This window comes from Chryseobacterium sp. CFS15 (genome assembly GCF_031118795.1).
Classification (GTDB): domain Bacteria; phylum Bacteroidota; class Bacteroidia; order Flavobacteriales; family Weeksellaceae; genus Chryseobacterium; species Chryseobacterium indoltheticum.
The window spans coordinates 84,781-110,924 of sequence record NZ_JAVHYL010000013.1; the positions used below are offsets into that span (position 1 = coordinate 84,781).

Genomic DNA, 26,144 nt, shown 5'->3' on the forward strand with positions numbered 1-26,144 from the left:
AGGGCTATCTGTATTTTCGATTTTCAAATGATAAATAAAATACCTTTTGAAAGATAGTGTCTATCTTAGTCGGCTCTTAGAGAACTTACAACAATGGCAGCGGCAGCAGCGGCACCAATGACAACAGCACCTCCGGCAACTCTCGCTCTTGATCTGTCTTTTACAGCAGCAACATTAGATTTAGGAATGATCACTTCAGTACTGTCTTTTTTTCCGGTTGTGCCGATGATGTTATCTCCATCAACGTTACGGAATAAAAATTTCTGCTTCTTGGTACCGTCTTTGTGAGTAACGATGTATATTTTACCAGCCTCAAGGTTAGAATAATTGTTTTGTGCAATATCTTCGCTGTACTTTGTTGTTGCACAAGATGAGATTACAAATAAAGACGTTAATAATGATGATTTTAAAAGTACAGATGCTTTCATTATAATTTTTTAGTTTTCCAAATTTATAATTTTTTTTGAATATACGTTTTCATTAAAAAATAAAATCTCACTTTTTTTGTAATATTAAACTGAATAATGGAGAAAATTTGTGTTTAAAAATTTTTTAGCGTCGATTGATTTAAACCACTTCCAAACGCTTCTGCTGTATCTGCTAAATCATCTGTCGCTTTTGAAATTCCCACAATTAGTACTGTCGCAGCGGCTATTCCTCCACTCGTTGCGATGACGGCAATTGCTGTTTTATCTTTTCTTATTTCTTTAATATCTGTCTTTGCAATAGAAATTCTTTCTTTTTTTCTGAAGAACAGGAAACTATTGAGATAAGTACTACAAGAGAAAAAAATATTTTCATAGAATAGGATTTTTGAGTTAATATTTTTTATAAACTTCAAGTATTGCTGCTATTTTTCTGTCGTTGGCCAATCTTGGTATTTTATTTTGACCTCCCAATTTTCCTTCAGATTTTGCATATTCCTGAAAGGCATTTTTTTTAAGCGTAGAAATGTGAAGTTTTTGCAGAATATTTCCTGAAATAAGATCATCATAATATGTATTGCGTTTTCTCAACTGATCATCAAGTTCATTCTTAAAAAGGTCTAAATTCTCCGGTTCTTTTTCAAACTCAATAAACCATTCATGATACGGTAAACCCTCTTCCGGATTTACTTGCGGAGCCAAATGGAATTCGGTAATCTGTGCTGATAATTTTTCTACAGTAGCTTTTATAGCCTCTTCCACTTCAAAAGCAATCACGTGTTCGCCAAAGGCTGAAGTAAAATGTTTAGTTCTTCCGCTTACCAAAATTCTGTGCGGATTTTTATCAATAAAACGTACAACATCGCCAATAGAATATGCCCACAAACCGGAGTTCGTTGTCAAAATCAGGGCGTAATCCTTGTTGAGTTCAATATCTTTTAACGTTAATCTTTGGGCGTCAGGTTTTCCATACTGCTCCAACGGAATAAATTCATAGAAAATTCCATGATTGGTTAAAAGCAATAAGCCTTCTTTGGTATAATCATCCTGAAAAGCAAAAAATCCTTCCGAAGCCGGAAAAGTTTGTACAATATCTACTTTGTCACCTAAAAGTTCCTCCATTTTTTCGCGGTATGGCTCATAATTGACACCGCCTGTGACAATTAGTTGTAGATTGGGAAATATCTGCTTTATTTTTTTACCGTTTTTCTCAATGAGTTTTTCGAAATACATGATCAGCCATGGCGGTATCCCCGAAATCAAAGTCATGTTCTCTTTCTCGGTTTCTTCTACAATTTTATCAACCTTTGTTTCCCAATCATCAATCAGATTGGTTTCCCAGCTTGGTAATCGGTTTTTTTGCAGATAATTGGGGATATGATGCGCTACAATTCCTGATAACCTTCCGGTTTTTATCCCGAAAACTTCTTCAAGCTCAGGGCTTCCCTGTAGAAAAATCATTTTTCCGCCTACAAAATCGGCATTATTTTTTTTAGCAATATAATGGAAAAGTGCACTTTGAGCACCTTTTACCTGAAACGGCATGCCTTCTTTAGAAATTGGAATGTATTTGGAACCCGAGGTCGTACCAGAAGTTTTAGCAAAATATTCCGGAGTTTCGGTCCACAAAATATCACGTTGCCCACGTTTTACTTTTTCTATATAAGGTTTCAGATCTTCATAATCCGCAACAGGAACTTTTGCCTGAAAATCTTCTACAGACCTGATGTTTTCAAAATCGTATGTTCTTCCAAAAAGAGTTTTCTTGGCCGTGTCAATAAGCGATAATAACAGTTTCGCCTGATTTTCTTCAGCATTTTTTTTAAATTCTTCAGTTTTTTGAACATGTTTTTTTGCCCAAATCAGCGCTGCATTTTTCTTTAGAAAGTTTAACATAGTTCAAATTTATAAATAAGTATATAATTCGATGAATTTTTTTAAGATTTAAAACAAAAAAACCGATGATCTAGGCATCGGTTAATTGAAAATTTGATTATGAAATTACAACTATACGTTGTTTTTTACTTGTTTACTTTGTACCTCTTGTCTGGAGTTCCGTCTTTTTTCAACTTCTGATTTTCTTTATACCGCTTATCCGGAGTTCCGTCTTTTTTGAGTTTTGTCGCTGATTTTGCAGTGTTGGTTTCAGCAGCTTTTATGGGTTTTACAGTTTTTGTCGTTGTCGATTTTACTGCTGTTTTTGTTGCGGGAACAGTTTGCTGAGCGGTCGCAAATCCTAGTCCCAAAATAACAGACATTGCGGTAAGAAATTTTTTCATATCTATTTGATTGCTTTTTGTTTACATAAAGTTAAGTAAAATATTAAAATGAAAAGCGGTTTTTAATAATTAATTTGATATTTATAAAAATAAAGCCCGCTTCCAAATTTGGAAACGGGCAAACATATGAATGAATAGTTGTTAGATTTATCTTGTACAATTGGCTCTCCAAGTTTTACCGTCTACGGTGTAAAGCATCTTAAGCTCGTTGTTATCAATTCTTACATAAACAAGGGCATTAGAATTCACCATTACCAAAGTGTTGTCACCTTGTTTTTCAAATTCCAACCCGTTAAGATCAGGAATTCCGCTAGAAAATCTAAAGTTATATTTAGTTCCGCTTGCAATCTTTGTAACGAATACTTCACCATTGTCGGTAGAAATGTTATTACTGCCATCAGTATACCCTACACTTCCTTTGTAAGTTCCTGCGAAGAAATCGTTGTCAGCCGGGTCATCGTCATCTCGGCACGACGATAGTGAAAAGGCGGTAAATAGAAGTACGAAAACTCCTAAAATCTTGAATACATTTTTCATAATATTTTATTTTTTGGTTTACTTGAATAACAATTTTCAAAGATTGTGCCCAAAATGAAGTGATTAAAAATTTTAACTTTTTTTAGAATATTTTGTGTTGATATTAAGAAATCGATTCTTTTGGATTGAAATTTGACTACGTTCTGTAAATCTTAAAAATAAAAAATAACGTACCTTTGAGGAAATAAAACGGTTTCGGAGCTCTCCCGAAATCGATTTTGTCGTTTTATACCTACATTATTTATGCAGTTAAAAAATATCAGCGAAAAATTTCTTCCCGATTTACTAAAGAATGAATTCGGAAAGGAAATTTTCACACAAATTGATACACAGCCGCATCTTTCTGTAAGAGGAAGTGCCGGTTCTTCAGCTTCGGTTTTTGCAGCCGAGCTATTTCTTACTCACAAAAAAACGGTTCTTTTTCTTGTTGATGACAAAGAAGAAGCGTTGTACATCAACAGCGAAATGGAAGATTTGCTGGGAAAAGAAAGTGTACTTTATTTTCCGGCCACTCACATGGAGCCTTATCAGGTTGAAAAAACTCAGAATGCCAATTTGGTATTGCGAACAGAAGTTTTAAATAAAATAAATTCAGAAAAATCTCCAAAAGTTATTGTGGCTTATATTGGTGCTTTGTCTGAAAAAGTATTGAAGAAGGAAGATTTTAAAGCTATTTCTCATCACATTAAAACCGGCGATCAGCTCGACTTTGATTTTGTGGACGAATTGCTGAATCATTATCAATTTAATCAAACCGATTTCGTTTCTGAGCCAGGCGAATTTTCTGTACGTGGTGGAATTGTCGACGTCTTTTCTTACTCCAACGAAAAACCTTATCGTATTACTTTCTTCGGAAACGAAGTGGAGAATATTAAAACTTTTGATATAGAAACTCAGCTTTCGGTTGATAAAGTAGAAGGTTTTCAATTGGTGTCTAATATGAATTTTTCTGTTTCGGGGACAAGGGTTTCGTTTCTGGAAATCTTGCCTAAAGACAGTTTGGTTATTTCAAGAAACGGAATTGTTGGTCTTCAGAAGCTTAGAACATTTTACGAAAAATCTATAGAGAAATTTGACAATCTAAATAAGGATATTGCGCACAGAAGTCCACAAGAATTATTTATTTCGGATCAGGAATTTTTATTTGATTATAAAAAATTTAAAACCATAGATTTTAGCAGTGTCGGAATCGAAGAAATAAAATCTCTTGAAATAAAGCTTAGCCAAACTGCTCAACCTTCGTTTCACAAGAATTTTCAGTTGTTGATTGAAGATTTGCAGGAGAAAAAAGAAGAAGGTTTTGATATCTGGATATCTTTTTCCACAGAAAAACAAAAAGACAGATTGGTGTCTATTTTTGATGAATTAGGACATCAGCTGGCTTTTAAAAGTTTTAAATCTGAACTTCATGAAGGTTTCGTAGATCCTGATCATAAAATTTTGGTGTATACCGATCATCAGATTTTTGACCGTTATCAAAGATATAAATCTAAAAATACATTCGCTAAATCTGAGCAGCTCACGCTGAAAGATCTGATGTCGCTGAAAGTCGGAGATTATATTGCCCACATCGATCACGGGATAGGAAAATTTATGGGATTGGTAAAAGTAAACAATGATGGAAAGATTCAGGAATGTTTTAAATTGACGTATAAAAACGGAGACTTATTGTATGTAAGTATTCATTCTCTACATAAAATTTCGAAATACAATGGCCCCGACGGAAAAGAGATCGTCTTAAGCAAACTCGGTTCTCCTGCCTGGAAATCACTAAAACAAAAAACCAAAGCGAGAGTTAAGCAAATTGCTTTTGACTTAATCAAATTATATGCGGAAAGAAAAACCGCAAAAGGATTCCAATATTCACCAGATTCTTATCTTCAAAATGAGTTGGAAGCAAGTTTTGCTTATGAAGACACGCCAGATCAGGAAAAAGCAACGTTGGATGTCAAAAAAGATATGGAAGATGAAGGAGTGATGGATCGCTTGATTTGTGGTGATGTTGGTTTCGGAAAAACAGAAGTTGCCATTCGTGCTGCGTTTAAAGCGGCTACAGATGGTAAGCAGGTTGCGATTTTGGTTCCGACGACCATTCTGGCTTTTCAACATTACAGAAGTTTCAAAGAAAGATTGAAAGATTTTCCGGTGAATATTTCGTACTTAAACCGTTTCAGAACGGCGAAACAAAAAAATGAAACTTTACAAGGATTAGACGATGGGAAAATTGACATCGTTATCGGGACACATCAGTTGGCTGCAGATAAAGTTAAATTTAAAAATTTAGGTTTACTGATTATTGATGAAGAACATAAATTTGGAGTTTCGGTAAAAGATAAGCTCAAAACGATGAAAACCAATGTTGATACCTTGACATTGACTGCAACGCCAATTCCGAGAACGTTGCAATTTTCTCTGATGGCTGCACGAGATCTTTCGGTGATCAAAACACCACCGCCAAACAGACAGCCGGTTGATACAAATATTATTGGGTTTAGCGAAGAAATTATTCGCGATGCGGTTTCTTATGAATTGCAGCGTGACGGGCAGGTTTATTTCATCAATAACAGAATTGAAAACTTGAAAGATATTGCAGGCTTGATCCAAAGATTGGTTCCCGACGCTAGAGTTATTACTGCACACGGACAAATGGAAGGGAAGCAAATGGAACAGAATGTCCTCGATTTTATGGATGGAAAATATGATGTTCTGGTTGCAACCACGATTATTGAAAGTGGAGTAGATGTTCCGAATGCGAATACAATTTTCATTAATGATGCGCAACGTTTCGGAATGGCAGACCTTCATCAGATGAGAGGAAGAGTTGGGCGAAGCAACAGAAAAGCATTTTGTTACCTGATTACGCCACCTTTTGATATGATGACCTCTGATGCCAGAAAAAGACTGGAAGCAATTGAACAGTTTTCAGATCTGGGAAGTGGTTTTCAGATTGCGATGAAAGATTTGGAAATTCGTGGTGCCGGAGATTTATTGGGTGGTGAACAAAGCGGCTTTATCAATGAAATGGGATTCGAAACCTATCAGAAGATGATGCAGGAAGCACTTGAAGAACTGAAAGATGATGAAGATTTTGAAAATCTTTTTGAAAATGAAGAAGACCGAAATAAACTTTTCAAATCGGTAAAAGAGGTCAATATCGATACAGATCTGGAGCTGATGCTTCCGGATTCTTATGTTTCGAGTACCGAAGAAAGACTTTTGTTGTATCAGAAATTAGCTGATATAGATAATGAAAAAGATCTTCAGAAATTTGAATCTGAGCTGAAAGACCGTTTTGGGAATTTGCCAAGTGAAGCTATCAATCTACTGAAAAGTGTAGCTCTGAAGTGGTTGGCCGCCGAAATTGGTTTCGAAAAAATTGTAATGAAAAACGGAATTTTCTTAGGCTACTTCCCAGGAAATCCGCAGGATAAATTTTATCAGACCGATAAATTCAGGCATATTATTTCTTACCTCACGCAAAATCCTGCGCAAGCTCAGCTAAAAGAAAAAGCAGGGAAAGAAGGAAATAATCTGATGATGCGAAAAGATAAAGTAAAGAATGTAGATGAGGTGAATGTTTTGCTGAAATCTATTTTAGGAATTTAATACCATAAAATATCAATTGTGAAAGTCTAAAAGAAATTTTAGACTTTTTTTTATTAAAGTTTTAAAATAAATCCTGTATTAATGAAAATAAATTATATTTGCGAGACTAAAAAACTAAAAACTTTATGACCAAAAACAACTTTCTTACAGGAGTAGCAACTCTGCTTCTTGGCTTTCTTCTTTCTTGCGACAATACAACGGCTGATCCTATTAATAATACACTCAATGGTCCCAATAATCCCGGAAGTAGTGGTGGAAGCACGCCTACAATTACCGGACCTCGAATTTTGCACAAGATTGTAGTGAACAATGTAACAAATCAGGAATTTGTAACGACCGGAAATGTTTTGGAAAAAGCTATTTTTAAAGAAGCAAGCGGCCCCACTTCTTTCTTCGTTGGGACAGCAACATATACTTCAGGGAAAATTACAAGAGTAAAATTTGCTCAGGAAGTAAACGGAGCTCCGGCCAATACTTTAAGCTACGACTTCAATATCACGTACGATTCGGGTGGAAAGATCAATTATACAACCGGTGCTACGATGATTGGCAGTATACCAAACTTCAACAGTGAATACACCTACACGTATGATAGCGCGGGGAAGATGACAAAGATCGTCGAAAAGAAGAAGTCTGGCTCAACGTACACTCAATTTACCAACTATAATTTTACCAATACCGGAGATAATATAACAAAAATGGTAACAGAAGCTGGGATTACCAATGCAGCAGGTGTCCCCGATTTGTCTGCAACAGTTTTAACGACAACATATACTTATAGTGCCTACGATAATAAAATTAATCCTTACAACACATTGCCAAGAACATTTTTTGTAATGTGGAGCCTGGTGCATCCTATTAATTTCCCTGCATTATCTGCTAATAACCTGAAGAGCTTCAATATTGTATTTCCTTCTCCTGTTCCCGGTACGGCTGGTCCTGTAATACCTGGTGATTATACGTATCTTTATGATTCTATGAATTATCCAACATCAGATCAGACTCAGGCTCAGAAGTATATTTATAAGGCTTTATAATCCTGATTTCGTTATTAGTTTTGTGATAATATAAACAAAAATGTGATTTTTATACAAAAAAAAATTATATTTGTGAAAAAATAAATAATCCCATTACATAATGAAAAGACTTTTCTATTTTATTTTGCTAATAGCAGGTTTTTCTTCAATACATTCTTGTAAAGATTTGACTGATGAAGAAGGAAATCCACTTTTGGATTTGAATGACAATACAGGTTTAATTGGCCCAAGAGCTTTATCAAGAGAGGTGACAGATTTTGGTCTGATTGCGCAGTATGAGTATAATGGTTTGCTTCTTTCAAAAGTTATTACAGAAAAAGCTTCTATAAAAAATATAGAATGGAGTGGTAACAATATCAGCAAAATAACCTTCAAAGGCTTTCTGGATTTGGATAGTGACGGTACAATAGATACAGACAGTGTTTCTTATACTCAACAATATACTTATGGTAATTTGGGTAAATTAACAATGATTTCTGAGAACAGAACGGTATACAGAAAAGCGGCTCCTGTACCTCCTTCTACGGTGCCTGGTCCTTATGCTGTTTTTGCCAAAACAAAAGCACTTTATAAGTTAACCTATAGCTCAACAACTGCTAAACTTACATCTATTGTAATGCAGAGAGGTAACGATATTACTCCTTTTGATTATACAGATTATACCAAAGCTACTTACAGTTATTTGGGAGATAATGTTTCTTCGGTAACTAAAGAGGTTGGTAAATTGACGGGATCTGTTTTTGAACCGGCTGATCAGAAGTATGCATTCGATTTTAGCAGTTATGATTCTCAGATTAGCGGGTATACTTTGCTGCCATTTGGATATACAGTTTCGGTACTTATTTCTACAGATATTAACGATGACAGAAGTTTGATGCTGTCACCAAACAGTCCTAGAAGAGTTTCTGTTACAGATATGATGGAGCCTGTTCCTACACCAATTGTAGTTTCTACCAATTATAAGTATGATCCACAGACTTATATGACTCAGGGATTTGGAATTAATTATTTCTACAAACCTTTGTAATAAGTAATTTAAAGAAAATATTTAAACTCAATCCTTTTTAGGGTTGAGTTTTTTATTTTAGAACCCTTAATTTTGCAAAAAATTTCTCATGAAATATTTAATTGTCGGTCTTGGAAATAAAGGCCCGGAATACGAAAATACACGTCACAATATAGGTTTTAAGGTTGCAGAAAAAATTGCTGAAACGTTAGAATCACCATTCAACAGTACCAATTTTGGATGGATGGCAGAAGGGAAGTATAAAGGAAGAAAAGTATTTGTCTTAAAACCCGATACTTATATGAATCTTTCAGGAAATGCCGTAAAATACTGGATGCAGAAAGAAAATATTCCTTTAGAAAACGTGATGATTATCACCGATGATCTGGCTTTGCCGTTCGGAACATTAAGAATGAAAATGAAAGGTTCTGATGCCGGTCACAACGGACTAAAAAATATTCAGGAGGTGTTACAGACTCAGAATTACGCAAGACTTCGTTTTGGAATTTCGGCCGAATTTTCTGAAGGTAGGCAGGTAGATTATGTATTAGGAACCTGGAATCAGGAGGAAAACGAAAAACTTCAGGAAAGAATAGAGAAGTTTTCAAAAGCATGTCTGTCTTTCGTTTTTGCAGGAATTAACAATACAATGTCTGCTTTTAACGGAAAATAAAAAACAAATTCGGTCGGAAGCAAAGCTTCCGACCGAATTATTAATGAAAGATGAATGTTTATTATAACCAGGTTACAACGCCGGTTTCAACGTCATAATTAGCTCCGACTATTTTAATTTTACCTTCTTCCTCAAGTCTCTTTAAAGTAGAGCTTTGCTTGCGGATATCATCAATCGCATTTTTTACGTTATGCTGATTCAGTCTTTCAAGAAGATCTGCGTTTGCTGAAGAGCGTTCTTCGTCATCTTTGATGATTGTTTTGATAATTGGGTCAAAATGGTCGATCAGATGGTTCAGGTTATCCATTCCCATTCCTTCGATTTTAGCTGCGTCTAATCCGCCTTTTAAAGCGCCACATTTTGTGTGACCTAAAACAACCACAAGCTTAGAACCTGCGACATTACAGCCAAATTCCATAGATCCTAAAATATCCTGATTAACAAAATTTCCTGCTATTCTGATACTGAAAACATCACCCAATCCCTGATCAAAGATTAATTCTGCAGAAGTACGGCTGTCTATACAGCTTAGCACAACTGCAAAAGGCCATTGCCCTTCTCTGGTAGCATTTACCTGCTCCAAAAGATCTCTGTTTGCCTTTAAGTTACCTACAAATCTTTGGTTTCCTTCTTTTAAAAAGTTTAATGCTTTTTCAGGAGTAATTGTAGATTGAGTTTCAGATGTATGTGCTTTCATATGATTTATTATTTGTTGAATTATTATTAAAAATTAAAGTTAAAAAAATATTTTTGATGAGCTTACATTGCTCTTTTATGGGTAATGACGATGTGAGAGTCTTCATCGGTTTCGTAGTCTCTGTACGAAGTTTTGAAGCCTAATAGTTCCACATTAATATCTTCTTCTTTCGCTCTGATGTTGGCAAAATCCTGAATCATTTCCAGTACATCTGTTGCGATATATGATGTTCCTCTCGCATCAATCGTTACCGTAGAATTTGATTTAATGTTTTTCAATGTCTTTTTAATGGCAGCTTTATTAAGGAAAGAAACCTCTTCTGCAAGTTTCATCGTAATGCCATCTGCATCGATCAGTTTTTCACGGCTTAGATAATAAGCACGTTTCATATTTCCTTGTAGAATATAGAAAACTGAAATGGCCAGACCAATACCAACTCCTTTCAGTAAATCTGTCGCTACAATCGCAACTACAGTCGCTACAAACGGTATAAACTGGAATTTCCCTAAATGCCAGAAATGTTTGAATGTAGCTGGTTTTGCCAATTTATATCCTACTAAAAGTAAAACCGCTGCAAGCGTTGATAATGGAATTAAGTTTAAGATAAAAGGAATGCTCAGTACACAAACCAACAACAAAACTCCGTGAATCATCGCTGAAACCTTCGAAGTAGCTCCTGCATTGGCGTTTGCCGAACTTCTTACCACAACTGATGTCATTGGTAATCCACCAATAAATGAGCTGATAAGATTCCCGATTCCCTGTGCTTTAAGCTCAAGATTGGTGTCGGTAATTCTTCTCTGAACATCTAATCGGTCTGAAGCTTCAATACATAGTAAGGTTTCAATAGACGCTACAATGGCAATGGTTGCCCCTACAATCCACACTTTAGGGTTAAGAAAACCATTAAAATCGGGAAGTATTATCAAATTTTTAAAATCATCAAGACTCTGAGGAACGGGTAAAGAAACCAAATGTTCTGTACCGATCGCTAACGAACTTCCTGACATTTTAAATGCTTCGTTCAATAAAATTCCGACAACAACGGCAACTAATGCGCCGGGTAGTATTTTCATTCTTTTAAGAGCAGGAATTTGATCCCAAGCTAAAAGAACGCCTACCGAAACCAAAGTTACGATAATGGCTCCAGGATGTACAGCACCCGCTAATTCGCTGAAATAATTGAAATTGATTCCGTTGGTAAATAATGTTTCATTTCCTTCATAGTCATTATCAAAACCTAATGCATGCGGAATCTGTTTGATAATGATAATAATTCCTATCGCAGCAAGCATTCCCTCAATAACATTATTTGGAAAATAATTGGATATGCTCCCTGCTCTTGCGAAACCTAAAACCAGCTGTATAAGACCGGCGATGATACCGGCGCAAAGAAATAGCTCGAAAGCTCCAAGATCAGTAATTGCAGTTAAAACAATTGCGGTAAGACCAGCTGCAGGTCCTGAAACCGAAATATTAGAATTACTGAGTGCTCCAACGACAAGGCCTCCTACAATACCGGCAATAATACCGGATAATGGTGGTGCGCCAGATGCCAAAGCAATTCCTAAACATAGCGGAAGCGCTACTAAAAATACAACAAGGCCGGAAGGAAAATTCTCTTTTATTCCTCCAAATAATGACTTAGATTTTTTCATGATATTGAAAAATGATAAATGTAACCGATTGATCTTTAACTATAAAAATATAATTAAGAACATCAGTAATGAAAAATTGAAATTAATTTAAAAAGACATCTATTCAACATCAAATCTGATATGAATATATGTAAAAAACGATTTCAATTATGCTTCCGGGGGAGGGGAGAATATGGTGAGAAGTGGTGATAGATGATAAGAATCGTCAATCAGCACAAAAGATCTGCGCTCGAGATCAGGCTCGAAAAACTTCAGAAAATCATGTACGTTTAAAGTCTTAGGTAAAGTCTTTTCGTAAACCGTAAATGATGAATAATGAGAGTGGGTTTCTTCTTCGTTTAAAATAACATTCGTTCTCTGTATCTCCCAACCAAAAACCGCAGCAATGCTCGGCAAGGCTGTGAAGTTTAGGATAAACAGTAATGTAATGATACTCCAGAATTTCATTTACTCAATTTTAAAAGAAAGATTATTTCGTCTTTCTGCTCATAACCCAATCTGAGCTTGTAAGATTGTAGATCTTCTGAATGTCTTTCAAGATTTCCTCAAAATCAATTTCAAGATCAATAATTTTACCTGTTCGAAGGTCAAAAACCCAGCCGTGAACAATAGGATATTCTTCTAAAATATACCTTTCCTGTACACAGGCCATTTTGATTACGTTGATACATTGCTCCTGAACATTGAGTTCTACAAGCCTGTCATAACGTTTACTCTCATCTTCGATAGAATCTAGTTCTGCCTGGTGCAATCTGTAAACATCACGAATATTTCTCAGCCAAGGATTCAAAAGTCCTAAATCCTCAGGCGTCATCGCTGCTTTTACACCGCCACAATTGTAATGTCCGCAAACTATAATGTGTTTTACCTTCAAATGCTCTACTGCATATTGTATAACAGCTGTGGAGCTCATGTCTAGGGTATTCACAACATTTGCAATATTTCTGTGGACAAAAACTTCTCCGGGTTTTGCTCCCATGAGTTCTTCTGCGGTTGCTCTGCTGTCTGAACATCCTATGTAAAGGTATTCAGGATTCTGAGTTTTTGCAAGATCCTCAAAGAAGTGGGGGTTGTCTGCTACTTTAGATTCTACCCATTTTCTGTTGTTTTCAAAAATAACTTCGTACGAATTCTTCATTAATTAAATTTTAAAGATTATAATTATTTATTTCGTTTAAATTATTTCCGAATTCAATAGACTGAATCAATTATGCAAAAATATTAATTTTATAGTATTATCAATCATTTTTAACAAAGTTTAATATAGATAAAAATATGATAAAATTCAGGTTTTATACCTTATTATTGATGTATCCATCCGTTGCATTATCATTAGAATAAATCTTTGCAGGATTGCCTGTAACGACCGAATTGTCCGGAACATCTAAATTCACATACGCATTCGGAGCGATCAGAACATTGTTACCGATATTTATATTTCCTACAATAACAGCGTTCGGGCCAATCCAAACCTCATCGCCAATCACTGGATAGCCTTCATTTTTACCTCTGTTTTGCTGTCCGATCGTTACACCTTGAGCAATATTGCAGTTTTTACCTATTTTACTCTTGGGATTGATCACCAAGCTTCCCCAATGTCCGAGGTAGAAACCTTCTCCAATCTGAGTTTCAGGATAAATCTGAAAGCCATATTTTATTTGGAAATGCCGTAAAACAACTTTCCAAAAAAGTCCTAAAACAGGCGTCTTGCTAAACTTCTGACTTTTTCTTAAAATATAAACAAAATGTAAATTCGGATTGACACACTTTGCCAAAATTTTGAAGGTTGAAAGCCATTTTCCGCTTTCCCGATAAAAATCTTTCTGTATAGTAGAATAGCCTGCCATGTAACAAATTTAAAAAATCTAAATGGTCTTCAACAATAAAGAATAAAAATTAATCTAGACGTTGTCAAGAATTGAAATGATTTTCTGTACAGAATTTTTAAGGTTAAAAGGCATTTCGTAGTCTTTAAGGTTATCCGTATACTTTTCAAAATCCTGAGAATTCACCAAAGCTTTTTTCATTCCGGAATAAATGCCTTCTTCAGAATTTTTAACAATTAAGCCTAATTCACCATCATTCAGCATTTCTCTAACTCCGGAAACTTCTGTCGCAATAATTTTCTTTTTTAAAGTAATAGCCTCAAACAAAACGGTTGGAAAACCTTCATATCTTGAACTTAAAATATAAAAATCTGCATTTTTGAAATAGGGATAAGGATTATCTGAAAAGCCCAGCATTGTTGCAGTTTGATCAAGATTAAGTTCACTTTTTAGCTTTCTGATGTTTTCAAAATCATATCCGTCACCAACGATCAGGATTTTGTGTTTAAAACCTTCATCCAAAATTTTTTTATGGACTTTCAAAAGTCTGTCAAAACCTTTTTGTGGAAAAACGGTTCCTACAGAAATAAAAGTGGGAACTTTTTCGTCAAATTCATAATTATTGAATGGCTTGTCTGCTTTAGACAAAATTTCTTCGGTATCTAAAGGATTGTAGATTTTGACAATTTTTTGTTTCTGGGTTTCGTTTTCAGCTAGATCAAGAAAAAGCTTTTCTATTTTCTCTGAAATCACCATAATTTTATCAAAACCGAAGAATTTTTTAATTTCAATTTCTGTATACTCTTTCAATTGGGAAAGATCATTATGAATCCAGACTATTTTTTTTGAAGACTGAAGCGGAGAATTAAGGATTTCATCACGCATTCCATGAATGGCTGCAAACTCAATATCGTATTTTTTTCCTTTCAGTTTCCCTTTATAAAGAAGAGAAGGGCGTTTTTTCAATAGATTTTGATAAATAACTCTCGTCGCTTTCTTCGGAATATCCTGAATTCTGTTGGTGGTAATCATCTCACCTTTGTTCAGATAAATGATATTGATCCACTTCGGAACCTCGCTCAGATATTTCCCGGAATACAAATTTAAAAGCAAATCGATCTCATATTTATCCTGTGGAAGATTTTTAAGAAAAGTAACCAATACTTTTTCTGCGCCACCATGACGAAGTGAACCAATACGAATGAGGATTTTCTTTTTCATTAAAATCTTAAATATTGAATGATTTTTTTCTCGAAGAACTGATGAAGTAAATAACTAAACCCAAAGATTATAGAAAGCATAAAGATATAAAACAATAAATTATAAACCGGATTCTCTAAAAAACCTGGTTTTAGATTAAGATATGCCATCAAAAATTTGTGTACAAACGGATGGAATAAGTATAAAGAAAACGAAATGTTTCCTAAAAAATAAAGAGGTTTAATAACCTTATCTTCTGCCTGAAGGTCGTAAGCAAATATTATAAAACAGCAAATTCCTATAATTATCATCTGGAGATAAAAATTTGGAATCTTAAAAATCTCTAGCTGAATGAGTAAAAGTATAATAAAACCTAATATTCTTAAATATGGATGTACCGCGAAAATCTTGAAAGAATTTAAAAGAAGGCCAATGAGTACCCCAACAAAAAAATAAGAAATAATAGGACTTGCAATAAGTTTTATGTAAGAATGATCAAAACTTAAATGATGGAGGGTGATTTGAATAACAAAAAATAAGCATAATGCCCAATATCTATATTTCTTAAAGAAAAAGCATAAGGCAAAAACGAGATAAAAAAACATTTCAAAATTTAATGTCCATCCCAGGTAGAGAATAGGTAAATTTCCAAAAGGAATAAAAAGTAGAGATTTAATAATTTTTATACAACTTACATAATTAATAGAGTAGAGAGGGTAAATAAAAAGAAAAAACCAGGCTAATGTAAGAGCAGTATAAAGCGGTGAGATCCTTATAATTCTTTTTTTCAGGAAAGAAACGACGTTTTTAAATGGGTTTTCAATATTTAAATTTTGGGTTGTATAGACCATAATAAATCCACTGATAACAAAAAAAAATTGCACTCCATATTCACCAGATGGAAAAAGCATCTCCCCAAAATTGCTTGTAATCGTATTGTCTAGCCAGCCTTTTGTATGGAAACCGCAAACCATAAATGCGGCAATTCCTCTTAGGTATTGAATATTGAGTAGTTTTTTGTTATTCATCGATAGTATGTTTTCAGATGGCTTTTCTTAGTTTACTTAATTTGAGTAAAAAAGACTTGTACATTTTTAAGATAAGTAAATTGTTGGTTTTGATGAAAAAATACAGAATTTTTTGTTTTTTATTGCCATACTTATAGTGAAGTGAGGTAATCGATTTTTCTAAATTGAAAAAGTCTTCTTTCTGGTTTTTAAGATTTTTGTGGATGTTTTGATCTATTCCGGCTTCTAAAATATCCCAGTCGATAGCGTAGAAGTATTTTAACGTAGAGTCTTTTGTAATTTTTGCCCAATTTATGAATTGAGATATTGCATGATGTACTTCAATGTAATTTTTTACAGGATAATTTCTTTTAGTACTTAAAGATCCTTCTGTAAGTCTGTAATGGTACTTCGCATCGGGTAAAAATCGAATAAAATCTGAATGTTTTATGTATTCAAGAAAAAAGATAAGATCTTCACCATAGGTTACATTTTTAGCAAAAAGAATATTGTTTTTCTGAATGACAGATTGATCATAGAACTTGGCCATTGGCCCGCCACAATATAATAAATCATTATCAGTAAAAAGAGGATCTATATCTGTTTTTATGCTATAGCTTTTGTAATTATAAATGTTTTTTAAAGTGCCGTTTCTATTCAGACTTTGAATAAGCAAAGTATTATTGTTTTCAAAATTGGATGTAAAAATCTCTAAGTAATCAGAATCTACCCAATCGTCAGAATCTATAAAGCAAATCATCTGACCGGAAGAAGCTTTAATACCTGTATTTCTAGAATCGCTTACTCCGGTATTAATTTTATTGATTAAAACAATCCTGGCGTCTGATTTTTTATAGGTTTCCATTATTTCTCTAGAACTGTCGGTTGATCCATCATTAATTAAGATTAATTCAAGATTGCTGTAGGTCTGAGATAATATAGAATCAATACATTTCTCTAAATATAAAGCACTATTATAAACAGGAACAATTATTGAAATGAGCATATTAAAAATTTAAAATTGTTTTCCATTCCTTCAAAGCTGTATCTTTTTTCCATTTTTCCGAGTCTTTAAAGCTTGTTTTTATTAAATCGTTGAGTCTTATCTTGTTTTCAATTACAGAGGATAATTTTTCAATAAAAAGCGATTGATTATTTAGCGGAATTAAAAAGCCGTTGTTTTGATTAATAATATCTGATGGGCCATAATTACAATCGTAAGAAATAAGTGCATTACCACAGAACATGGCCTCTAGTAATACCATTCCGAAAGCTTCATTCACACTTGTAAATAGGAAAATTTTACTTTTTAAGAGCTCATTTTTGATTTCGTTAATTGGCAAACGACCTGTAAAAGTAATTTTTGATGCTAACCTTTTTTCTTCAACTTGTTTTTTCAGATTTTCCATTTCAGAGCCTTCACCAATAATTTTAAGATGAAAGTCATTTAAATTTATTTGTGAAATTATAGTAATGATCGCACTCACATTTTTTTCTTGATCCAATCTTCCCACATAAATCAACTGGTTTATTTTACTTTCAAAATCGACATTTTTGGTGCTTTCAAATGGTTCACCTATGATATTCGGAATTAAATAGGAATTGGGATTGAGTGTTTTGTAATAATTAAAAGATGCTTTATTAATGCAGATAATTCCAGCTAAGTTTTTATATTTTGGACGTAAAAGATTACCCCAAATTTTACCACCCACTTCGAAATTAGAATGCTCCCAAGCGAGTGTTTTTGATGCGATTGTTTTATTTACAGAAATTTGTGCAGATAATTTGTACCAGCAAGAAATGATGGTATCAAATTGAGAGTGATTTTTTTTCAGCCATTCATTCATCATATCCCATTGCCCAAAATCATACACATATTTTTTAAGACTGTATCTGTACCTGAATTTTTTTAAATATTTATCGAGTACGGGATTGACTTTATTAAAACCCCAATGACCAAAAGAATCAACGGTATGAATTTTTATCTTTGGGTTGATCTTATAAAATGTATGCTCGCCTTCCATCAAAAATAAGATACTTATATCATATCCGTTTTCACAAAGTTCATTTGCAAGGTTTATCATCACCCTTGCAACGCCGCCTGGTTTAAGATTTTGATAATAGATGAAAAGAATTTTTTTTGGCATTTCTAAATGAATTTTGAGAATGGATAAAGTAGATTTGCCAATACTTTCATTTCAGTTGATTTTAATTCTGAAGTGATTTTCCCTAAAGATCTGCCGTCAATTTTTGAAAATTTCAGATAACCGCCCAAATTTCTAAGAACCGGCATCGGATTGCTCCAAATTTTTGAACTATACGCATTAAGAAATGCTTTGTAGTTTTCGGCAAGACCAAATGCATTTTTTTTATCGTAAAACTGATTGGCAAGAGATTGCTCATCATCTTTGTCCCGAAAATAGATTCTCGTTACCTTATTGATGCAGTAATGAAGACCAAGCTTATCAAACTGAAACTGAAAAACACCTTCCGGAATAAACCCTTTTCCGGCAAGATCACCGAAATTCAGCTTCATTTTTTTATAAATTTCAGTTTTGCCCATTCCCCATTTATCACCTTTAATTTTGTATTTATAACGCATATCAAAAATACTGCAAATGAACGGGTCTTTCGGGAAATGATCTCCCACAATCTTTCCAAACTGATCTTCACAAAGTGTTGATACAAATACAATATTTTTATTATCATTAATCTGTTCCCATGTATTGACAAGGATTTCCATAGAATCCTTTGGCAATGCATCATCAGAATCTAAAGGCGAAAAATATTTACCTTCTGCAAGGTCAATTCCACGAAAAAAAGTTAAAAACTTATGTTGGTTTTCCTGATGATAGTATCTAATTTTAAAATCAGATATTTTCTGAAATTCTTCAACGAGTTCTTTAGTTTTGTCGGTAGAGCCATCGTCTATAACCAGCCATTCGAAATCTTTAAACGTCTGATTTTGTAGCGACTCAAAAACCCGAGGCAAAGTATGTGCTCGATTGTAAGTGGGCGTAAGAATGGTGACTAATGGGTTTTTCATTCTTTCAATTGATATTGTTTTTGAAAAACAGAAGTTACCTGATTATAAATCTTTTCATTATCAAATTTCTCTACAGATTGCACCATGTTTTTCTTAAATTTCTCTGTAATTTCAGTGTTTGTGAGGAATAATTTCATCCCTTCATAAATGGCATCTTCATTTGGTTCTACGAGATAACCATCAAAATTATGCTCAATCATTTCCGGAATTCCGCCCACGTTTGTACTTATAACTGGTATATTTAATCCCATTACTTCTCCGATTGTTAAAGGATAAGATTCAGATTCAGAAGGTAGTATAAAATAATCTGAGTTTTTTATATAAGGATATGGGTTTATCTGGCTGTCAAGAAGTAGAAAAGTGTTTTCTATCTTTAATTCTTTAGTTTGCCTGTGTAAGTTTTCCATCTCCGAACCGCCACCAATCACCGCAATTGAGTGGAGAAATCCTTCATCTAAAAGTCTTTTGTGAACTTTCATCAAAGTGTGATAATTTTTACGGCTGTGTAATCTTCCCATAGATGAAAATACAGGGGTGATGTCGTAATGAACAGGAAATTCTAACGCTTTTACCTTGACTTCATCTATTTTTATAGAATTATAAATGACAGAACTTTTAGGATATTCAATTTGATATAAATCTTTAATAATGTCTCTTGTTTGCTTAGAACCAAAAATTACCCAATCAAATTTTTTGAGGGCATTTACTCTGCTTAAAACCCTTTTTTCATTTGGATCATAACTTACATCGGTATGAAACCATGCTATTTTTCTGGAATTTAAAGGGCTTGATAGGATGTTGTCAAACTCTGAATACGTTGGAGCTATTTCAAGGTCAAAATCTTTTTTAATGATTTTACGGTATAATATTTTCGGATTATTTCTGTAAAAAGTAAGAATTATGTTTCTTTTAATAAGCTGTAAAGTTCTGAGAAACTTATTACTGCTCATATCTTCTCTTCCTTTTTGCAGAGTAATCAGCTCAATATCTTTAGGAATATTTTTTCTAAGCTCTCCCTGATTCATTGTCAGAAAGAAAGTAATGTCAAACAGTTCCCTTGGCAGATTTTCCAACAAATCAAGAAGAACCCTTTCAACTCCTCCCATTTCCATGGAACGATGACGAAACAGAACTTTTATTTTTTGAGACATTTGTATTTTTAAAAAAAAATTAATCCTTAGTGAAACAAATATAAGACTGTTTGGGCAATTCTTTTGTATTTTTACCCCTCAAAACATAACTGTATGAGTAAAGTTTCAGAAATCGCAACTACATTTGTCGCTTATCTAAAGCGTCCGGATCTCTATCCTGAACTACGACGTAAGATATGGAAAAACATATTTAACCGTTCATCTGGTCTACGAGGTAAAGAAGAAGCGGAAAAATGGTGTAAAAGCATCGCAGTCTCTGAAAAAGATTTCATAGAGAATATTTTGAAAATGAATTTTGTTCCTTTCGAAGAAATTTTTCCTCAAGAATACAAAAATGCATTGCAGGTACAGGAAAAAGCACCTGTAAAAATGGGTGGTGCCGGCTCTTTAAGTGTTATTTATTACATTAATGAATTTGCAAAGGCTCAAAATTCTATTGAGACCGGAGTTGCTTATGGCTGGTCTTCATTTGCGGCTTTAGCATCTTTAGTTTCTAGAAACGGAACGCTTTACAGTTCAGATATGCCATATATTCTTCAAAATCAAAGTGAAGATTTTGTAGGATGTGTAATTCCAGAAAAATACAAAAGTAATTGGGATCTTTATAGATTTGCCGATAAAGAATCTCTTCCAAAAATTTTTGAAAAAACAAAAATTTTTGACGTAGTACATTACGATAGTGACAAAACGTATGACGGAAGAATGTGGGCTTATAAAATTCTGTGGGAGAGACTGAGAAAGGGTGGTGTTTTTATGAGTGATGATGTAGGAGACAATGCCGCATTTAAAGATTATTGTGAACAGAATAATCACAAACCATATATTATTGAGTTTGATGGCAAGTATGCCGGAGTTATTATAAAAGAATAAAGAAAACCACAGACTATTCTGTGGTTTTCTGGTTTATAAAAATTTTCGTTGGATTTTTTTGAAAATATTATTTTGTTTTATTTTCAAAAATCCTGGGAGATTCTCAATATCGGTTATTTTTTTACCGTAGAGATAATCAATATTTCTTCTTTTGGCACTATCTAAAATAGTCTGATGCCAGTTTTTGTGCAGCTTTTCTTTCTTGGAAGATTCCTGCGACACCCCTTTTTCATGGATGCGGTAGTAATAAAGCGGAACTTTTACAAATTTAAAATCACCTTTTTCATAAAGCTTTAAATACAAATCCTGATCGACTGCTGAAGTAAGTTTATCATTGATTCCGGAAGTTTTTTTATAAGCCTCTTTTTTAAATGTGAAAAAGTGAGTTGCTTCAAAAAAAACATTAAAAAACATTTTATCGCCGTTTTTAATGGCGCGAGAATGTGGAAATATTTTAATAGGTTTGAGATTGGCATCACACTCGTAGAATTGAGAATACACTACAATAATATTTTTAGTGTAATTTTCGATAATAATCTGTAATGCATTCTCTGCTAAAGTATCATCGGGATCAACAAAGCCGCAGATTTCTCCCGAAGCTAAGTTAACACATCTTTTTTTTGTAAGACCTACACCGCTGTTTTCTTCATTTCTATAAACTTTAACTTTTGGATTATCTTTCGTAAGTTCTATGATCTTTTGATAAGAATCATCCGAAGAGCAGTCATCTACAAGCACAATTTCGTAGTTTTGGTAAGTCTGTTTCAGAATACTTTCGTAGCATTCTGTAAAGTAATGGTAATTGTTGTAGTGGGCGATAAGAATGGAAAATTTAAGCATAGATATTAGGAGCGCAAATGTTGAATAAATTTATGGAATTAGGATTTTTTTATAATAATCACATTACAATAAAAGAGTATTGTTTCAGAATATTTAATCCATTATAATTATTAAACTTTGAAAAAATTGCATTATTCTATAACAAATGAATTTTAATCCCTGACTATAAAACTACAATAATTTATTAAATTAACAAGTCACAGTGAATGTACTACAAATATCTGCAGGTCAACTTTGGAATTCAGAAGTTTTAATGTTTATATCTGTCTTACAATATTTAATTCTATATTTTTGCAGGATACAATTTATTTAATTTCCGCTCGATGAATCCATTAGTAACTATTTCTATTCCCATTTTTAAATGTGAGAAGTTTATCATCAGATGTCTGGAATCTGTCAAAAATCAAACATATAAAAATTTAGAAATTGTTCTTGTTAATGATTGCACTCCTGACAATAGCATGTTGCTTGTCAAAAATTTTATGGATGCCAATCTGGATCTTACTATCAAAATTATAGAACATCAGGAAAATTCGGGACTCTCTGTTGTAAGAAACAACGGCATAAAAGCATCTACCGGAAAATATCTGTTTTTTTTGGATAGTGACGACGAAATTACAACAGATTGCATAGAATTATTGGTTAAAAAAGCTGAAAAAACAGATGCTCAAATCATTATAGCGCAAAATCGATGGATCAACACTTTTGATAATACCACGAAAGATTTCGGATTTCCCACCATCACAGAAAAAAAATATTACGATAATAATCTTGAAATATTTTCCGTGTATAGCAAAGGCGGATTTCCTTCATCATCGTGGAATAAATTATTTAAGAAGGACTTTATTGTTGATAATCAAATTTATTTTGTACCGGGATTATTTGCTCAGGATGAGTTGTGGTTTTTTCATTTGTTGTTAAAAACAGACACTTTAGCAATTATTGATGACATTACATATCTGTATTATCTTCATGGTGAATCAGTTATTTTCAACAGGAAAAAGAAAAATTTTGAGAACTATCTAACAATTCTTGAGTATCTAACCAAATCTTATAAAGAGGAAAAAAACTCTGAATTGAAAATGCTTATCAAAAATAAAATTATTCTCTTCAAGGAAATGGTTTTGGTGATGCAATGGAAAGCATTGAAAGATAAAGAATATCTAAAAACTAATATTTCAAGAATGCAGAAATTAGTCCGATTAAATCTTTCAGACTATTTCAGTTCAAAATATTCTTTAGATGTCAAAAAGAAAAATTTCTTTCACAATATTCCTGCCGGTTTGGCTGTGAAACTTTTTATCTGGCGCTTTGAGAGATAATTTATTTCTTGTATTTATAAAAAATTGACATTAAAGAAAAATCAGATAATAAAAAAGCATTATAAAATTTTGCAAATCCTGCAAACTGAGAAATGACAACTTTTTTGTCTAATTCATTATACGATTCCCGAAGTCTTTTGCTTTGTTTAGAATATTCTTCCGCAGTCATATCTTTAGAAAAATGATGAAAAATTTTAATGGCATTGACCAGATTTTTGTAGGCTATAAATTCGAAGATTGCCCGACGGTTCTCGTAAATTCCTTTTTCTTTAAATATCTTTCTCAGTACATAATCTGTTCTTGCAAAATCTATTCTTTTGGGAGAAAGCAACTTTGCTGATGAATCCGGATGAATATAGTGGGTGTAAACTGCGTCACAGTTTCCTACAAATCTCGCTTCTTCATATATAAGTCTCTCCACAATTTCATCAGCATTCAAAAGAGGTTCTGTAAAACGGAAAGAATGAGATTTGAAGACTTCTTTTCTGTACAATCCTCGGATGTGGTTATCATATTTGCCTACAGTATCTTTAATAATTTGTGATCCCGTAAATTTTTTAAATTCAAAAATTGCTGAATCAGAAACATAAATATTGTGTATATTTTTAATTTTTCCGTCAGTGAATTTTGTAATAACAATCGGGGTTACAATATCAAGCTCAGGATGTCTTAAAAATGTCTGGTAACATTTTTCTATTGTATCGAAATCAATAAGATCATCATGATCAAAAAGAAAAATAAATTCTCCCGAAGCCTTTTCCTGTCCGTATGCCTTAGAATATTGCGCATACTTCTGATTTTCTTTGGTGTAAACTTTAATTCTCGAATCTTGTTTTGCGAAACTTTCTAATTCATTTAATGTAGAATCGGTAGAGCCATCATTCACACATATTAATTCTAGATTTTGATACGTCTGGTTTTGCAGACATTTCATAGATGACTTTACAAAATCTCCTAACTGTACAGAGTTATAATACGTTGTAATAATAGAAATCAGAGGTTGTGTTTGCATATCGTTGCAAATATCTGAATTTAATTTTTATTAAATTGATTGAAACTTTAAGATCTAACTTGTGTAAAACTTTGACGCTCACAAATGTTCAATAAATAAGTTTTAAATTTGTCATATATTAATGATCTATGTGCGGAATTGCAGGTATTGTAAAAAAAAATATTTTAAACGATGATTTTTATAAAAGAAGTCTGAAAAACATGACCGATTCTATTATTCATCGCGGTCCGGATGATGAAGGTCATGAGTATTTTCAAAACTGTTTTTTAGGTTTCAGACGTTTAGCGATTGTTGATCTTTCTCAGGACGGCCATCAGCCGATGTATTCAGACACGAAGAATGAATGCATCGTTTTCAACGGAGAAATTTACGGTTATCGTGATTTAAAAAAAGAATTTTCTGAATATTCTTTCAAAAGCAATACAGACACAGAAGTTATTCTTGCATTGTATCAAAAATATGGTTCTGAACTTCCAAAACATTTAAACGGAATGTTTTCTGTTGCAATTTGGGATGAAGAAAAACAACAGCTTTTTTGTGTAAGAGATCGCTTTGGAGAAAAACCATTTTATTTTGCAACAGGAAAAAACGGTGAATTTATTTTTGCCTCAGAGATTAAGGCTATTCTGGCAACAGGTTTAGTAGATAAAGAGCTGAATGACGAAGCTGTTTCTCATTTTTTGCGCCATTCATACATAAACAGTCATCAAAGTATTTATAAAAATATTAAAGTTTTGCCACCGGCTTCACAATTAGTCTATAAAAATGGGGAAATAAAAATTTCTCAATATTGGAATTTGCCCGAAGAAGAATTAACTATTTCAGAAAATGATGCAATACAAAAATTTAAAAGTCTAGTAGATAAATCGGTTGAAAAGCAATTGATTGCTGATGTAAAAGTAGGCGCTTTTTTAAGTGGTGGATTAGATTCCGGAACTTTGGTTGCACTGTCATCCAGGTATAATTTAAATCTTACCACATTGGGATTTGAGTATCAAGGTGAATGGAATGAAATGCCGGAAGCGAGAAGCATATCCCAAAAGTACAATACCAATCACAAAGAAGTTTCTCTTAAAGATGAAGAAATCCCAAACTTATTGGTACAGGTTTTAAAAAAACTAGATGAGCCGCTTGCAGATACTGCAATTTTGGCAACATATACCATTTGTGAGGAAGCTGCAAAAAACATGACTGTTGTAATTACCGGAAATGCAGGTGACGAGCTTTTTGGCGGATACAAATGGTACCAGAAAGAAAAAGAAATTCTTGACAAAGGAAGGGCGAATCCAAATTTTCTGACTTTTTATAAAATAGGGTCTACTGTTAGTGAAAAAATAGGTTTTAGAAAAGGACAGGATTATTTTCTGGATAAAGTTTTCAGGGCAAAATTTCCGGATATTGTTTCTTATCAAAAAGAAAAAGTACATAGTAATTTTACCAAAAAAGAAACAGCTTTACTTTTAAAATCAAATGTAGAACATGAACATTTATATAATTTCCCATTAGATAAAACCAATCTTAATACTCCTATGAAAATGGATCTCACCAATATTATTCCGGGAGATTATATGGTGAAAGATGACCGGATTGCGATGATGCATTCGATCGAATTGCGAACTCCTTTTTTAGATAAAGATTTGGTCGAATTTTGTTCTGCTCTTCCTGCAAAATATAAAGTAAATACTGAACAGACCAAAATTATCCTAAGGAAAGCTTTTGGTGAATTATTAACAGATAATATTCTAAGTAAGCGAAAGCAGGGGTTTGGTGCGCCTGTAGAAAAATGGTTGAAAATTCCTGCTATGGAAGAGCTTTCAGCAAAAATTTTAAAAAATCCGTCCTCAAAAATTTTTCTCAAACTAGATTTTCAGCAGGTTCAGAAAAATCTAAATTATAATTATAAGCATTGGTCTCTTTTGGTATTGGGAATTTGGATGGAAGAACATCACTAA

General features: G+C 33.4%; 25 protein-coding genes. 7 read left to right on the forward strand and 18 right to left on the reverse strand.

What is annotated here, in order from left to right:
• Positions 1-65 precede the first annotated feature (65 nt).
• The 5 genes from OH814_RS18000 to OH814_RS18020 form a co-directional block, all read right to left on the reverse strand.
• On the reverse strand, positions 66-428 hold the full coding sequence (locus OH814_RS18000) for a hypothetical protein (protein ID WP_201132618.1): 363 nt from the start codon (positions 426-428) through the stop codon (positions 66-68).
• 113 nt (positions 429-541) lie between these two features.
• Positions 542-841, reverse strand: a complete 300-nt coding sequence (locus tag OH814_RS18005) for a hypothetical protein (protein WP_308829108.1) — start codon at positions 839-841, stop codon at positions 542-544.
• Positions 819-2,321 (reverse strand): GH3 auxin-responsive promoter family protein, encoded by a 1,503-nt coding sequence (locus OH814_RS18010; protein ID WP_308829109.1) that lies wholly within the window; start codon positions 2,319-2,321, stop codon positions 819-821. The genes OH814_RS18005 and OH814_RS18010 overlap by 23 nt, the downstream gene beginning before the upstream one ends.
• A gap of 125 nt (positions 2,322-2,446) precedes the next feature.
• Positions 2,447-2,704 carry a hypothetical protein gene (locus tag OH814_RS18015; protein WP_076557265.1) on the reverse strand — a complete coding sequence of 86 codons (258 nt, stop codon included), beginning with the start codon at positions 2,702-2,704 and terminating at the stop codon, positions 2,447-2,449.
• 147 nt (positions 2,705-2,851) lie between these two features.
• Positions 2,852-3,241 (reverse strand): hypothetical protein, encoded by a 390-nt coding sequence (locus tag OH814_RS18020; protein WP_076557267.1) that lies wholly within the window; start codon positions 3,239-3,241, stop codon positions 2,852-2,854.
• 243 nt (positions 3,242-3,484) lie between these two features.
• Here OH814_RS18020 and mfd point away from each other — a divergent pair, with 243 nt between their 5' ends.
• From mfd to pth, 4 genes are all read left to right on the forward strand, one after another.
• The gene (mfd, locus tag OH814_RS18025; protein WP_308829110.1) at positions 3,485-6,847 is read left to right on the forward strand and encodes a transcription-repair coupling factor; all 3,363 of its coding nucleotides are present in this window, start codon (positions 3,485-3,487) and stop codon (positions 6,845-6,847) included.
• A 125-nt stretch (positions 6,848-6,972) separates the two neighbouring features.
• Positions 6,973-7,884, forward strand: a complete 912-nt coding sequence (locus OH814_RS18030; RefSeq protein WP_123886276.1) for a hypothetical protein — start codon at positions 6,973-6,975, stop codon at positions 7,882-7,884.
• A gap of 100 nt (positions 7,885-7,984) precedes the next feature.
• Entirely contained in the window at positions 7,985-8,911 is a 927-nt protein-coding gene (locus OH814_RS18035) for a hypothetical protein (RefSeq protein ID WP_308829111.1), read from the forward strand.
• Between the two features lie 88 nt (positions 8,912-8,999).
• A complete protein-coding gene (pth, locus tag OH814_RS18040) occupies positions 9,000-9,563 on the forward strand; it encodes an aminoacyl-tRNA hydrolase (RefSeq protein ID WP_115620516.1) in 564 nt (187 codons plus the stop codon).
• Between the two features lie 61 nt (positions 9,564-9,624).
• Here pth and OH814_RS18045 read toward each other — a convergent pair whose 3' ends face one another.
• From OH814_RS18045 to OH814_RS18095, 11 genes are all read right to left on the reverse strand, one after another.
• Positions 9,625-10,260 carry a carbonic anhydrase family protein gene (locus tag OH814_RS18045; RefSeq protein ID WP_115620515.1) on the reverse strand — a complete coding sequence of 212 codons (636 nt, stop codon included), beginning with the start codon at positions 10,258-10,260 and terminating at the stop codon, positions 9,625-9,627.
• A 62-nt stretch (positions 10,261-10,322) separates the two neighbouring features.
• Complete coding sequence (locus tag OH814_RS18050) at positions 10,323-11,918, reverse strand: SulP family inorganic anion transporter (protein ID WP_115620514.1); 1,596 nt, start codon at positions 11,916-11,918, stop codon at positions 10,323-10,325.
• A gap of 147 nt (positions 11,919-12,065) precedes the next feature.
• Entirely contained in the window at positions 12,066-12,365 is a 300-nt protein-coding gene (locus OH814_RS18055; protein ID WP_076557280.1) for a hypothetical protein, read from the reverse strand.
• Between the two features lie 22 nt (positions 12,366-12,387).
• A complete protein-coding gene (locus OH814_RS18060) occupies positions 12,388-13,056 on the reverse strand; it encodes a carbonic anhydrase (RefSeq protein ID WP_115620512.1) in 669 nt (222 codons plus the stop codon).
• Positions 13,057-13,210: 154 nt separating this feature from the next.
• On the reverse strand, positions 13,211-13,765 hold the full coding sequence (locus tag OH814_RS18065; protein ID WP_308829112.1) for a serine acetyltransferase: 555 nt from the start codon (positions 13,763-13,765) through the stop codon (positions 13,211-13,213).
• Between the two features lie 54 nt (positions 13,766-13,819).
• A complete protein-coding gene (locus OH814_RS18070; RefSeq protein ID WP_308829113.1) occupies positions 13,820-14,965 on the reverse strand; it encodes a glycosyltransferase in 1,146 nt (381 codons plus the stop codon).
• Positions 14,965-15,972: an acyltransferase gene (locus OH814_RS18075; RefSeq protein WP_308829114.1), complete on the reverse strand. Its 1,008-nt coding sequence runs from the start codon at positions 15,970-15,972 to the stop codon at positions 14,965-14,967. The genes OH814_RS18070 and OH814_RS18075 overlap by 1 nt, the downstream gene beginning before the upstream one ends.
• 13 nt (positions 15,973-15,985) lie before the next feature.
• Positions 15,986-16,957, reverse strand: a complete 972-nt coding sequence (locus OH814_RS18080; protein WP_308829115.1) for a glycosyltransferase family 2 protein — start codon at positions 16,955-16,957, stop codon at positions 15,986-15,988.
• Between the two features lies 1 nt (position 16,958).
• Positions 16,959-18,098, reverse strand: a complete 1,140-nt coding sequence (locus OH814_RS18085) for a glycosyltransferase (protein WP_308829116.1) — start codon at positions 18,096-18,098, stop codon at positions 16,959-16,961.
• Between the two features lie 2 nt (positions 18,099-18,100).
• Positions 18,101-18,997 (reverse strand): glycosyltransferase family A protein, encoded by an 897-nt coding sequence (locus OH814_RS18090; RefSeq protein ID WP_308829117.1) that lies wholly within the window; start codon positions 18,995-18,997, stop codon positions 18,101-18,103.
• Complete coding sequence (locus OH814_RS18095) at positions 18,994-20,148, reverse strand: glycosyltransferase (RefSeq protein WP_308829118.1); 1,155 nt, start codon at positions 20,146-20,148, stop codon at positions 18,994-18,996. The genes OH814_RS18090 and OH814_RS18095 overlap by 4 nt, the downstream gene beginning before the upstream one ends.
• Positions 20,149-20,241: 93 nt before the next feature.
• On the opposite strand from OH814_RS18095, the gene OH814_RS18100 reads away from it, so the two are divergent.
• Entirely contained in the window at positions 20,242-21,018 is a 777-nt protein-coding gene (locus tag OH814_RS18100; RefSeq protein ID WP_308829119.1) for a class I SAM-dependent methyltransferase, read from the forward strand.
• Between the two features lie 33 nt (positions 21,019-21,051).
• Here the strand turns inward: OH814_RS18100 and OH814_RS18105 are convergent, their stop codons facing one another.
• Positions 21,052-21,858 (reverse strand): glycosyltransferase family 2 protein, encoded by an 807-nt coding sequence (locus OH814_RS18105; RefSeq protein WP_308829120.1) that lies wholly within the window; start codon positions 21,856-21,858, stop codon positions 21,052-21,054.
• A 323-nt stretch (positions 21,859-22,181) separates the two neighbouring features.
• Between OH814_RS18105 and OH814_RS18110 the strand changes: the two genes are divergently transcribed.
• Positions 22,182-23,180 carry a glycosyltransferase gene (locus OH814_RS18110; RefSeq protein ID WP_308829121.1) on the forward strand — a complete coding sequence of 333 codons (999 nt, stop codon included), beginning with the start codon at positions 22,182-22,184 and terminating at the stop codon, positions 23,178-23,180.
• 1 nt (position 23,181) lies between these two features.
• Here OH814_RS18110 and OH814_RS18115 read toward each other — a convergent pair whose 3' ends face one another.
• Positions 23,182-24,192 carry a glycosyltransferase family 2 protein gene (locus tag OH814_RS18115; RefSeq protein ID WP_308829122.1) on the reverse strand — a complete coding sequence of 337 codons (1,011 nt, stop codon included), beginning with the start codon at positions 24,190-24,192 and terminating at the stop codon, positions 23,182-23,184.
• Between the two features lie 128 nt (positions 24,193-24,320).
• Here OH814_RS18115 and asnB point away from each other — a divergent pair, with 128 nt between their 5' ends.
• Positions 24,321-26,144, forward strand: coding sequence for an asparagine synthase (glutamine-hydrolyzing) (gene asnB / locus OH814_RS18120; RefSeq protein ID WP_308829123.1), 1,824 nt, complete (start codon positions 24,321-24,323; stop codon positions 26,142-26,144).